The 13,348-nt window shown below is 55.7% G+C and carries 9 protein-coding genes; 3 read left to right on the top strand and 6 right to left on the bottom strand.

Translation table 11 applies throughout. From position 1 onward, the window contains the following. Positions 1–115 precede the first annotated feature (115 nt). From P8T57_RS07640 to P8T57_RS07650, 3 genes are all read right to left on the bottom strand, one after another. Positions 116–1,234 carry an FIST C-terminal domain-containing protein gene (locus P8T57_RS07640; RefSeq protein WP_037990765.1) on the bottom strand — a complete coding sequence of 373 codons (1,119 nt, stop codon included), beginning with the start codon at positions 1,232–1,234 and terminating at the stop codon, positions 116–118. Between the two features lie 135 nt (positions 1,235–1,369). Continuing rightward, complete coding sequence (locus tag P8T57_RS07645) at positions 1,370–2,071, bottom strand: J domain-containing protein (protein WP_007088749.1); 702 nt, start codon at positions 2,069–2,071, stop codon at positions 1,370–1,372. Between the two features lie 912 nt (positions 2,072–2,983). Next, positions 2,984–3,754, bottom strand: a complete 771-nt coding sequence (locus P8T57_RS07650; RefSeq protein ID WP_341365066.1) for an arylesterase — start codon at positions 3,752–3,754, stop codon at positions 2,984–2,986. Positions 3,755–3,938: 184 nt separating this feature from the next. Between P8T57_RS07650 and P8T57_RS07655 the strand changes: the two genes are divergently transcribed. Beyond that, positions 3,939–4,685, top strand: coding sequence for an ABC transporter ATP-binding protein (locus tag P8T57_RS07655; protein ID WP_110252387.1), 747 nt, complete (start codon positions 3,939–3,941; stop codon positions 4,683–4,685). Further along, a complete protein-coding gene (locus P8T57_RS07660) occupies positions 4,682–7,240 on the top strand; it encodes an FtsX-like permease family protein (RefSeq protein ID WP_341365067.1) in 2,559 nt (852 codons plus the stop codon). Before P8T57_RS07655 ends, P8T57_RS07660 begins: the two co-directional genes overlap by 4 nt. Positions 7,241–7,317: 77 nt before the next feature. Here P8T57_RS07660 and P8T57_RS07665 read toward each other — a convergent pair whose 3' ends face one another. Together P8T57_RS07665 and P8T57_RS07670 are read right to left on the bottom strand one after the other, a co-directional pair. Then, positions 7,318–8,934, bottom strand: a complete 1,617-nt coding sequence (locus tag P8T57_RS07665) for an acyl-CoA synthetase (RefSeq protein WP_341365068.1) — start codon at positions 8,932–8,934, stop codon at positions 7,318–7,320. 136 nt (positions 8,935–9,070) lie between these two features. Continuing rightward, positions 9,071–10,600, bottom strand: coding sequence for a hypothetical protein (locus P8T57_RS07670; RefSeq protein WP_341365069.1), 1,530 nt, complete (start codon positions 10,598–10,600; stop codon positions 9,071–9,073). Positions 10,601–10,855: 255 nt separating this feature from the next. Between P8T57_RS07670 and P8T57_RS07675 the strand changes: the two genes are divergently transcribed. Further along, on the top strand, positions 10,856–11,575 hold the full coding sequence (locus P8T57_RS07675) for a Bax inhibitor-1/YccA family protein (RefSeq protein WP_007088742.1): 720 nt from the start codon (positions 10,856–10,858) through the stop codon (positions 11,573–11,575). Between the two features lie 115 nt (positions 11,576–11,690). Here P8T57_RS07675 and P8T57_RS07680 read toward each other — a convergent pair whose 3' ends face one another. Continuing rightward, complete coding sequence (locus tag P8T57_RS07680; protein ID WP_341365070.1) at positions 11,691–13,268, bottom strand: hypothetical protein; 1,578 nt, start codon at positions 13,266–13,268, stop codon at positions 11,691–11,693. Positions 13,269–13,348: the final 80 nt, after the last annotated feature.

The raw sequence follows: 13,348 nt of genomic DNA on the forward strand, positions 1-13,348 counted from the left end.
GCGCATTTTATTTTCAATGGTATGAATATATCCCGGTCGCGGAGTGATGAAAGCTTTTAGCGCAAATTTTCTTGCAACATCATGGAATTGCAATGAATTTTCGACGCATTTGATCCTAGATGAACAGGGTCAGAACCCCGGTATAGCTGTAAAAGCGATCATTGCAGACCTCGCCACTGCCGTAAAATCCGGTGAGCGGCAGATCCCCGATTTCATCGCGGATGATCATCATTTCACGGCTTTCGGTGCCAAACAGATGCGGTCCGCGGGCGACACAACTGCAATAAAGCGCGCCGCGCGGTTTGCCCGGCAGGCGTTTTTGCAAATCAGCCAGCATGCGGCGCAAATCCTGTTCAGCGGCAACGCCGTCACGCCGCACGAAACGGATGGTATCGCCGACCTGCACATCGCCGCTGATGGCCATCAGATTGTTGTGCGGATCAACCCCCATCAGGTTGCGGACGACAAAATCGCCGGTATCCGAGCCCGGCACCATCAGGGCAACGTGATAGCGGCCCGAGGCGATGGAATTTTCGTTGCCGTCGGCTTCCATTTCCGATTTGAAGACTTCGAGTGCCGGACGGTCATCAAGGGTTGCGATGATGCCATCGCGTCCCTCTGTCACGCGATGCACCGGTCCGACCGGGGTGCAGGCCTGACTGATCCCGACCTGCACAATCGTTTTGTCGGCAAACAAAACCCCCGAAAGGCCGCCTTCGACGACCTTGTCAGCGATTTGCGGCGCACCGCGTTCGCCCGATGCAATGCCGCCAACCAGATAGGTTGACCCCAGACGCGCCAGTTCGGAAAGAGTGGCCAGGCTGTCAGGTGCGCCCGGATCGCCGTGAACCAGACCGAATATCGGTTGCAGGCGATCAATCGCCCGCTGCAATTCCGGTGCATCGAGATCGTTATCGGTTTTAAGCGGTTCGAAAATATGAAAATCATTCGGATCAATCGGGGCGACCATCACGGAGGCGGCCGGAACCCCGAAATAGGCCCGGCCAGACCCGCACACACCAATCCCGACAGTGCCGACCCAGTGTTCAAGCGACAGGCGGGAACGCAGGAAGGTCAGGATGCTGCCAAGGTCGGCGGCCAGTGCCTCGGAGACATATAAAAAAGCCAGTGCCTGTTGCGGCAATGGCTGTGTTTGCAATTGATCGGCCAGTTCGGTGGCGACTGCTGCCCAATTTTCCCCGCTGGCATGTGCCGCATGAAATTCAGCCGTCATGCATTCTCCCGCTTTTTGAAAACCTGCCTGATGATGTGGCGGTCCGTTTTCTTGGTCTTGTGGTTATCCAAGCTCTATCTAAGCATTCGGGGGGGCCATTCACAATGGGCGAACAAAGATTTCAGCCCTGCCCCGTCAGGCAATATGTCGGCGCAGCAAATCCATCGCGGCATTAAGCTGCGTCATGCGCTGGTGCGATCCATAATTGCTATCGGGGTGGTGAATGGCGGCCAGAATGCGATATTTGGTGCGGATGGACTTCATGTCGGGACGGGCATTGGGCGCAAAGCCCATGACATGCAGGGCTTCGTTAAAGGTGGTGACGCCGCGATCAAGCGGTTCGAACGCCAGATTATCGACGATGGCGCGCAGACGTTCAAGTTCCTCGCGCGATTGCAGAAGTTCGACGGGCGGTTCGGCCTGACGTTTTCGGATGGCGTGGGCTTCTTCCAGTGCCTTGCGTTCGGCCGCAAGGATATCGGCCTTTTCAACGCGCATCTTGACTTCGCCCTTGTCGAAATGCAGCGCCATATTGAGCGCCTTGCGCACCGCGATGATTGAATGCCCCGGTGGCAAACGCAATTGCAATCTTGGTTTGCGCCGCCAGGGACGGCCTTCGGCGGGGCCTGATTTCAGGACGATGGTTTCACGATCACCCGGCGGCGGATCGCCGGGGTCCTCGTAATCTTCAATCGCGCCTTCGGGCACAATCAGCATGACGGAGCGCGCCAGATCGGCCGCATTGACCCCGCGTTTGGCGGCCAGTGCGAGAACAGCATCACGGAACATCGAAGAACACGGAATGGTGTAGGATTGTTTGACTGATTGTGCCGCCATCACCCTTGCCCGATATATATCAATTTAAATCAATACCTTACGGCGGAAAAACCACCGCAATCCCGACTGAGAAGATCAATTTGGCTAAAGTGTAGCGGCGGGAGAACCCACCTGCAACTGCGTTTGTAGGCAAAATTGAATCGCTTCCGATTCATCCACAGGCAAAACAGGCGATTTCGCAGGGGTTCCCGATACCGTAGAGACAAGATAAGTAATTGTTATTAAAATATCTTTTCCCGCATTATCGATTCTTCGCCTGAGTTTCGGCCCCTTAGCCCGCCCGCAAGAATGGATCACCCATGTTTGCGGCCCCATAAACGAGGGAAAATCCATAAGATATTGTCATTATTGAATTATTTTCAGTTTTTATGCTTTGGTTCGCCCCGGCGGCAACGGCGTCAATTTGGTTGAATTAACGTCTTGTTTGCATTTGTTCTGTCAGATCAAACCAGAGATGACTACAAATGTAGTTGCGGATCGGGATATTCGAAACATAACCGAAAGTAAATGATGTGTTAATTTCACACTCAATCAGGTGTTCTGAGGGCTTTTGGGCCATTTTCGGGCCGGTTTTTACCATTTCCCAGCCGACCCTGAAACCATACAACTCATTGATAATAAACACATAATTTCGCGAACGCGGACAGATCGACTTTGTCCTGCCCTGACCCACCAAAATCGTTTCGGTTTGCTTTCTAATTCTATCTACGTATGTAGTTTTTCGGGGCGGTTTCTGTCGAAACTGATCCTGGAGGACGATGGAAATCCTGTATTTTCATGCCAATGCCGCCCAGCAATTATTTGTTATAAAAGGAATTATCGAATTCCACCGCAAGAAGAAAAGGCTGCACCAACGGGTACAGCCTTTGAGAAATCCGGTCACCTGAATGCGGTTGGTGCGGAGGCGGAAAATCAGGAATCTGCTTCGAGAACGTCAATCACCTTCGGCAAAATGCGTTCCACGATAATCTTCACCCCGTCGGCATTGGGATGGATGCCGTCATCCTGATTAAGGCTGGAATCGGCGGCGACCCCATCAAGGAAGAAGGGATAGAAGGCGAGCTGATATTCTGCTGCCAGTTCGGGGTAGATTTCATTGAATTCAGCCCCGTATTCCTTGCCCATATTGGGTGGTGCCATCATCCCGGCCAACAGGACCGCAACATCGCGGTCGCGCAGCTTTCCAATGATTTCATCAAGATTTTCGCGGGTCTGGGATGGTTCCACCCCGCGAAGCGCGTCATTGGCACCCAGTTCCAGCAACACGATATCGGGATCATCGACCAGCGCCCATTCAAGGCGCGAAAGGCCCGCCGCCGTCGTATCGCCGGAAACCGAACTGTTGATGACCTTGACGTTATGCCCGGCATCGCGAAGGGCGGCTTCAAGCCTGGGGGCAAAGCCATCCTCGTGCGAGAGGCCATAACCCGCCATCAGGCTGTCGCCATAAAGCATCAGGGTTTGCGGGGCATTGCCCGAAGCAGTGTTTGCGGCATTGTCGGCAGCCTTGTCAGCAGCTTGCGCATCATGAATGCCAAACAGGCTCATGGCGCCAATCAGAATACCAAAACCCATCCCGGCACATCGAAACAGGCGGCGGGAAAGCCCTTCGAACAATCCGGGCTTTTGCTTGAAAGTGAACTGGTTAACAGCCGGGTCTTGCCCGAACAGCGTGTATGCCACAAATCTCACCTTATGTTTTGTCATCTTGCACAGACGGTTAGCCTCTGGTTACCTGCTGGTCACCCATCGGTTACCCTGAGATGGTCAAATCTGAAGTCAAATTTGAACTGGTGACACCAAATTCCGTACAGTTATTTAACCCGTTTATTCGCCCCTGCAATGCCTTAGCCCGATTGGACCCGTAATGAGTGTTACCGAAACTGCCTCTATGCCGGAAAAAACAGCAAATACGACAGAGGCAGCGCGCCAGCGCACCGTCGATGTTTCCGGTCTTAAGCTGAGCCTGAAGGGACCGGCGGGGATTGTTGATATCCTCAAAGGGGTCGATATCCAGATTGATGCCGGCGAACGTGTCAGCCTTGTCGGGCCGTCGGGATCGGGCAAAACGTCGCTTTTGATGGTGATTGCCGGGCTGGAACAGGCACAGGCGGGCACGATCAATATCTGTGGCGAGGATTTGCGCAAGCTTGATGAAGATGGTCTGGCCCTTTATCGCCGCCATCATGTCGGCATCGTGTTTCAGGACTTCCACCTTGTGCCGACCATGACAGCCCTTGAAAACGTCGCCCTTCCGATGGAGTTTGCCGGACGCAAGGATGCGTTTGAGCGGGCCGAGGCGGAGCTTAAGGCCGTCGGACTTGGTCATCGGATCGGGCATTATCCGGGCCAGTTGAGCGGCGGGGAACAGCAGCGCGTGGCACTCGCACGTGCGCTTGCGACCGATCCGGAACTGCTTCTGGCGGATGAGCCGACCGGCAATCTTGACGGGGCCACGGGCGAAACGATTATCGAATTGCTGTTTGATCTGGCGAAGCGCAAGGGATCGACTTTGCTTCTGATTACGCATGATCCGGGGCTGGCATCGCGGTGCGACCGGTCGATCATGCTGCGCGACGGGGAAATCGTTACGCAACAGGATGCCGACATATGAGCCGTATTTCCCAATCCACCAACGGGGCGGAAAAGCTGTGGTCGATTGCCTGGCGGGTCTGCCGACGGGAACTGCGCGGCGGGTTTTCCGGCTTTCGCATTTTTCTGGCGTGCCTTGCGCTTGGCGTTGGTTCAATCGCCGCGGTCGGAAACGTTTCGGAATCCGTTTTAAATGCGCTGGAGCGCGATGGCCGGGCCCTTCTGGGCGGCGATGTCGAGCTTCGGCTTGTCCATATGCCCGCAAGCGAGGAACAGCAAAGCTGGCTTTCGGAAAACACCGAACGCATGGGCAGGCTTGCGACCATGCGCGCCACCGCCTATGGGCCGGAGCAGCGCAGACTGGTCGAGCTTAAGGCGGTTGATGATGTCTATCCGCTGTTTGGCGAGATGGAACTTGCCGACGGTATTGCGTTTGACGGTGCCCTTTCTAAAAAGGACGGTGTCTGGGGCGGTGTGGCCGAGGCCGGGCTTCTGGAACGGCTGAAGATTACTGTCGGTGATACGGTTCGCCTTGGCGATATCAATATTCAGGTGCGCGGCGTGATCGCGACCGAGCCCGACAAGGCGGTTGGCTTTTTCAATTTCGGCCCGCGTTTAATGGTGTCGATGGATGCCCTTTCTGATACCGGGCTGGTGCAGCCCGGCAGCCTGATCAATTATTATTACGCTTTGGATTTGAATGATGCGGAAACGCCAAAGGTGTTTCGCGACCGGCTTGACGCGCAGTTCGAGGATGCCGGATGGCGCGTGCGTGACGTATCGGATGCCAATCCGGGCCTGCGGCGGTTTATCGAACGGCTGACGCTGTTTCTGACACTGGTGGGGCTTTCGGCATTGCTGGTTGGCGGGATTGGCGTTGCCAATGCGGTGCGCAGCCATATCGAAAGCAAAACATCCGTTATCGCGACGCTTAAATCCATCGGGGCATCGCATGGGCTGGTGTTGCGGATTTACTTCCTGCAAATCCTGATGCTGTCGCTTGTCGGGATCGGTATCGGGCTTCTGATCGGGGCGGTGACACCGGCGATTATTGCGCCGCTTCTGGCCGGGCGTTTGCCGATTGACGTGACATTGGGCCCGGCATTGCCGTCGCTTCTGATTGCAACCGCATTTGGTGTTCTGACCACACTGGTCTTTGCCATGCCGTCACTTTTACGTGCACGTGAAATTCCCGCTGCGCGATTGTTCCGCGCCAGTGCGGGATTGATGAATGGCAGCGCGTTAAGTAAGCGTGACCTGCCTTATGTTGGTGTGCCGCTTATCCTGTTGCTGTTGTTGACCGTGTTTACCGCGACGGACCAGAAGATTGCGATTGGCTTTATCGCCGGGTCGCTTCTGGCGATTGCGGTTTTTGCCGCAGCGGGCAAGGCAATTGTATCGCTTTCAAAACGGATGACGGGCGGGCGCAATGCCTTTAGCCGACTGGCGCTGGCAAACCTGCATCGGCCGGGTGCCAGCACGGTGCCGATTGCGCTGTCGCTTGGGCTTGGTCTGACGCTGCTGGTGACGATTTCGGGGATCGAGGGAAATCTGGATCACGAGATATCGGAAAATCTGCCGGACTCGGCCCCGGCCTTCTTCTTCCTTGATATTCGGCCTGATCAGATGGATCAGTTCAAAACGCAACTTCTTGAAAAAGATAACGTTTCGGATATCGAACAAACACCGATGCTGCGTGGCCGGGTGGTTGCGATTGACGGGGTTGATGCCAATGATGTTGGTCCGGGAGATGATCGCTGGTTCCTGCGTGGTGACCGTGGCCTGACCTTTGCCGCAAGTCAGCCGCCCGAAACCCAGATCGTGCGCGGGGAATGGTGGCCGGCTGATTATGACGACGGGGCCAAGCCGCTTGTTTCCATCTCGCGCGATATTGGCGAGGCATTCGCATTGGAGCCGGGCGATACATTGACCGTCAATGTGCTGGGCCGGGATATCACCGCCGAGATTGCCAATTGGCGCGAAATCGAATGGCAGAGCCTTCGGATGAATTTCGCCATGGTGTTTTCGCCGGGCCTGATCGACAAGGCACCCTATAGCCTGATTGCGACCGCCCATATGCCGCGCGACATGGAAGAACCGGTTGATCGCATGATCGGCATGGATTTCCCCAATGTGTCGGCGATCCGGGTGCGCGAGGCGCTTGAGGCCGCCAATGCCATTCTGGCCGGGATCGGCACCGCGCTTAACGCAACCAGTTCGATTGCGATTGTCGCCGGGGTTCTGGTCCTTGCAGGCGCAGTTGCCGCCGGGCGGCGCAAACGGATTTATGATGCGGTTGTCCTTAAAACCCTTGGGGCGACGCGCGGCAATATCCTTTATGCCTATGCGCTGGAATACGGGATTTTGGGCCTTGCCACCGGGGTGATTGCCGCCCTGTTTGGCAGTCTTGCGGCCTGGTCGGTTCTGGTGCTGATCATGGAAGCGAGCTGGACCTTCCTGCCGATGACGATCTTTGGCCCGATTGCGATTGGTCTGGCGGCGACCCTGTCGGCGGGCTTCATCGGGACATGGCAGGCATTGCGCAGCCCGGCGGCACCGCTTTTGCGTAACGAATAGCACGCAGTGCAGAACACCCAAAAGGGCCGGTCCATCACAGACCGGCCCTTTTCATTTCGATTGGGTATCGTCGGAAATCATGCCAGATCACGAAGCGCACGACGGACGACCTTGCCGGTTGTGGTCATTGGCAGTTGTTCCATGAAGGCAATTTCACGCGGATATTCGTGGGCGGCCAGCCGGGTTTTGACGAAATCACGGATATCGGCTTCAAGTTCCGGACTTTGCGCAATCCCGTCGGCCAGCACGACGAAGGCCTTGACGATCTGACCACGTTGGTCGTCGGGTTTGCCGATCACCCCGGCCATGCGCACGGCGGGATGGCCGATCAGGCAATCCTCGATCTCGCCCGGGCCGATACGGTAGCCTGCCGAACTGATCAGATCATCATCGCGGCCGACAAAACGGATATAGCCATCTTCGTCAAGCTGCCCCATATCGCCGGTCAGAAGCCATTCGCCGATGAATTTCTCGCGCGTGGCTTCGGGGTTGCGCCAATATTCCAGAAACATCACCGGATCAGGCGACCGAACCGCAATCCGGCCCATTTCACCGGCGGGCAGGACATTCCCGGCCATATCGATCACCGCGACCTCGTGCCCCGGCACCGCACGGCCCATCACGCCGGGTTTGGGGGTCATGATCGACTGACAGGAACTGACCACCATGTTGCATTCGGTCTGACCATAAAACTCGTTGATGGTGACGCCAAACACGCGACGCCCCCAATCAAGAAGTTCCGCACCCAATGTTTCACCGCCGCTTGCGATTGAGCGAATATTGCATTTGAACTTTGCCGCCACGTCATCACCGGCGGCGCGCATCATCTTGAGCGCGGTTGGCGGCAGGAAGGTATTGCGCACGCCATATTCGGCAATCAGGCCAAAGGCGGCCTCGGCACTGAATTTTTCAAAGCGGTGGGCCACGACCGGCTTGCCGTGATGCCAGGCCGGCAGCAGGACGTCAAGCAACCCACCAATCCATGCCCAGTCCGCCGGGGTCCACATGACATCGCCGTCCTGCGGGAAGAAGTCATGCGACATTTCCACACCGGGCAGATGACCCAAAAGCACGCGATGGGCATGCAATGCGCCCTTTGGCTGGCCGGTGGTGCCCGATGTGTAAATGATCAGGGCCGGTTCATCGGCGCGCGTCTTGACCGGTTCGAATTCATCGCTGGCCTCGGCCGAGAGTGCCTTGAAATCAAAACAGCCATCGGGCGCACCATCAATCACATAGACATATTCAAGCGCCGGAAGAAGATCGCGGATTTCAGCAATTTTGCGTGCCCCTTCCTGATCGGTCACCAGTGCCTTTGCGGCACAGTTGCCAAGCCGGTATTCAAGGGCCTCGACCCCGAACAGGTTGAAAAGCGGCACGGCAATGCCACCCATTTTATAGGTGGCGATATGGGCCACGGCGGTTTCGGGGCTTTGCGGCAACAGAATACCAACCCGATCCCCGCGACGAATGCCATGACGGCGCATGACATTGGCAAAACGGTTCGACAGGCGCTTGAGCTGCGCAAAGCTGTAATCGCGGCGCGATCCATCGCGCCTGCGATACATCAGGGCAAGACGATCAGGGTCGTCTGCCCATTTGTCGCAAACATCGACACCAATATTGAAATGAGTAGGCACGTTCCAGACAAAATCAGAACGCACCGACGCGTAATCCGCACGAACCGGTAGCATGTTTCCTCCCTGTATCCGCCACGTCTTTTTGATTTTTTGATTTCACGACGTTTTGGTCGGCACATGCTAGTCGATGCATCGGCAAATATGAACCATTTTGTCGTGATCAGACCGGCACCACATGACGCAGTACCCGCTAGCGGCCCGGATCGAGCAGGAAGGTAAAATTGGACGGTTGCCCGGCATCGGTAAACGCGGTGGAATGACAGCCAAGGCAGGTGCCATCCATTTGATGCTGGATAAAGCTTTCAAGGGCGACGTTACTTAAGAATCGGGGAACTTCGCCCACCCCGAACGGGGCCCCGCCGCCATTTCCGATCCATTGGGTGCCGACCAGAAAATAGTTTTTCCAGACACTGTCACCCAGTTTCCGCTGCCAGACGAAATTCGCCTCTGCCGTTCCGGAAAAAAGCCGCCAGCAACGGACGATATCGGGCGCAGTGACGCGATTGCCATCCGGATCACGGGCATAGGGTGGCTCGTCCGCCCAGCGTAAATCGGATTGTACGATCTGATTGGCAAGATGGTCGGCACGGTCGACACCATCATAAAAAACGTAATCACGATCGGTTTTATCCGGGCCCAGACAACCGTCGGGGAACAGGTCATTGGCGATGATGCTGTTGGGGCGGCGTGCATTTGATGCCAGTGGTGCGTTATCGACATGTTCGAATGTCGACCATATCCAACGATCCCCATTGCCGCTTTTGACACGCTGAACGATGTGCAAACCGACCATCCCGACCGTCACATCCAGACATTTGGCCCTGCCATCAACGGCATCCTTTGGCGCAACAGCAATCCGGGCCGGTTTTGTATAATAGCGTTCCTGATCGGTGGGATCGGTCATGATGCGCCAGGCAAACTTGATCATTTGCGCGCCGGGCTTGAAAGACGTCTTGTCGCTGGCCAGCAGATTTGCATTTTCGAGTGGCGAGGTTCCCGCCCCCGCAGACAGCTTTAGAATCGGGAAGCCGACAGACTGGCCACTTTGGGCAAAGGCCATGCGACCGGCGGCACTATCAAGGCCATTCCAACGGATATAATCAGCGGCAATATCATTCACGCGTGTTTCGTACAGAACGAAGTTTCCCGCCTGATCAATCAGCACGTCACCAGACGCCTGCACGAAGGCCGATAGCAACAAAGCCCCGTCGGGCAGATCGTTGCGACATTGATCATCGGGTGCCGACCCCCCGGCAAACAATGAATATTTGTCACGATAGGTTTCCCACCATGCGTACCCGGCATCGGGGTGCCGGTACCCGGCATCAATCGGATTCCCGTCACCATCGTAAGGCCAGACCAGCGAAACCATTGCCTGCCATGAGAAACGGTCAAACGGCCGCTGTGCTTCGTAGGCCACGAAGCGATAAATGAAATTGGCGTCAAATTCGGGCACATCAACCGGTTCGGCAGCACAGAGGCCACCGACACCCGCCGTCGCACAAAATTCATCTTCGGGATAAACCGCATCAAATACCGGCACCTCGTTTGCGTTTTTTGAGGCAACGAAATTCGGATTCTGTGCCGATGCGACAGAAACGGCGAAAAGCGACAGGACAAAACCGAGCAACGACGCACGCCCCACCCGCGAGATGAACAAGAAGATGTTCGATCCACAGGTTTCCAATATGCCGTTGTTATCGAAAACTTTTTTTCCCATCGACGCCCCAAACCGCCACCTGAACCGGGGCGAAACCGCGCGTAACAGTACCGATCCTTTGAAAGGATACGAAATTATAGGCCGAAATGGTCAGAAAATCGCGTTTCGAGACGAAGTGAACAAGATCACAATATTGTCAGTTCCGGGGACACCACAATTAGCCAAACCGTTGCTTTTCACGGAAATGCTGCCATATTTTCAGCATTGCAGAGTTCTATGAACATTCTGCCCGTTATGGATCAAAGAGGGATTTCAATGGCTTTTGAAACGCGTCAACGCGGCTATGACGTCTCGGTTGGCCGGTCGGCGGCCGAGATTGATGAAGGTCTCCGCGCCTATATGCTGCGTGTCTACAACTATATGGCATCTGCACTTGCCCTGACCGGTATCGTCGCGATGGCTGTGTCGACCAGCCCTACCCTGATGCAGGCGATTTTCGGAACCGGTTTGCACTGGATCGTGATGCTGGCTCCGATCGGGCTTGTCCTGTTCCTGAGCTTCCGCATCCATAAAATGAGCTTTGGTGCGGCACAGGCAACCTTCTGGGTTTATGCAGCACTGATGGGTCTGTCGCTGTCGTCGATCTTCCTCGTTTACACGGGTGAAAGCATCGCACGGACCTTCTTCATCACCGCAGGCACCTTCGCCGCGATGAGCCTTTACGGCTATACGACGAAGAAAGACCTTTCGGGTTGGGGAAGCTTCCTGTTCATGGGTCTGATCGGGATCATCCTGGCCAGTGTCGTGAATATCTTCCTGGGCAGCTCGATGCTTCAGTTCGTGATCTCGGGTGCGGGCGTTCTGATCTTTACCGGTCTGACCGCCTATGACACCCAGCGGATCAAGGAAAGCTACCATGAGCACGATGATCAGGCGACCGCAGGCAAGAAAGCCATCTTTGGCGCCCTGCAGCTGTATCTGGACTTCGTGAACCTGTTCGTAATGCTGCTTCAGTTCTTCGGTAATCGCGAATAGAACTGATCCCCGGCATTCGCAGTCGGAAAACCCCGCATCCGAAAGGCTGCGGGGTTTTCTTTTGTCTGATTTAAAGCGTTTTGTGTTTAATCTGCACCATTTTGCCGGAAATCCCTTACGAAGCCTTGGCTTCTCCTGCGCCGCCGGTCGCATCGATTACTGCCTGGCGTTGCGAAAGCTGATGCATCATGTTTTCGGCGCGGGTGAAACTGCCCGAGGCAGCGCGCGCTGCCCCGCGTGCGGCAGCCTCGTCGAAGGCGTCGTAAGCCTGAGAGAAATTCATCCGTGCATGCGAAATTGTCTTAAGGTCTTTTTCGGCGGCACCAAGGGAAAATTGCACACTGCCAAGCGCGAACATCGCCCGCCCCCAAAGATAGGGATGATCGCGTCTTGAACAGACTTTAAGAGCCGCCTGAAAGACCGGAATAACCTGTTCGGCAACGACACCGACGCTGCCAATCGTGGACTGGGCGACAACAGACTCCGCCAGACCATAGGCAATCTGGGCATATAAAACGGTGTGGGCCTTGGCATTCACAAGTCCCAGCGCCCGACGATAATGGCCACTGGCCGTTTCGGCCATTTCGATATCGTCAATTTCCTTGGCATGGATCATCGTGGCTTCGCCAAGTTTGCCAATGGCAATCGCGCGCGAAACCGGCGTGCCCGCCATCAATTCAAAACGGCGTTCCAGAAGCTTCCAGACGCCGATGGCTGTTGCGCCTGAACGCGCGTTCATATTGCTTACCATCGACCAGTTCAAAAGCGTGCCATACAACGCCATGATCGCCGACCGTTCCGGATCAATCAGTGACAGATCCGCAACCCCGCGCAACATGTCTTCGGTTTTGCTGATGGTTTCAACGGTTTCCTGCTGAACGACCCGTTCATTCAGAAGACCGGTCGGCTTTTTGATCGTTTTGCTGTCTTTTGGCGTTTCCGTAGCCAGGGTCAGGAATTGACGGACAATCGGTTCAATTGCCCGGATCGCGCTGAGGCAATAGCTGCGTTCACCCGTTTCAGCCAGCATAACCGCACCAAAAGCATAGGCGGTTGTCACGCCCTGCCCGACATCGGCAAAGTTTTCGCCGTTATTGATCCGTTCCTGAAGGTCATCAAGGTGAGACGCAAGGCGTGCCACCTGCAACGCGCGCAGATCACGGCCACGTGCACGCGCCAGCAATTCACATGTCAGAAGGATATGAAGGGCCGCTGCGGTATCTTTATGCTGTGGCTGACGAAAGGTGTGAACCAATGGCAGCAGCAATTCATAAAGCGGTGAAACCAGCATGTCGTTGCTGAAATGAACTTCCAGCAATCCGTTCACCGGATTGGTCTGCCCCCAGAATACCGCCGTAGCATCCTGACGCCGGGCAAGGTTCAATACACCAGCATGGGCTTCGCGCACCGCCTGAAAGGCATCGGCAATATCGGTACTGATTGTGAAATGCCGTCCCAACGACAGTGGCGCAGTATCGGGGATATCCGATAGGGTGCGTTTCACCCAGTCACCAACCTGATCGGGCAATGGCGTTCCGGATGAATCTTCGGGGACAAAGTGGGCAACGGCATACAGGCATGGCTCAACACGTTCGTCCGGTCCATCGACCGACGCAGAACCGTTTTCAACCGTTTCCCCGGCTGTAAAGATGGACTTGAAAACAAGCCCCACCATCGACCAGAAGCCCGCCATTTATCCCCTTCTCAAACATCCGTCGCCATCCGTCCGTGGCCGGAGGTTGACTTAGACGATTATGATATAATCTCGTGCAG

Source organism: Thalassospira sp. SN3W (genome assembly GCF_038070535.1).
GTDB classification, from domain to species: Bacteria; Pseudomonadota; Alphaproteobacteria; order Rhodospirillales; family Thalassospiraceae; genus Thalassospira; species Thalassospira xiamenensis.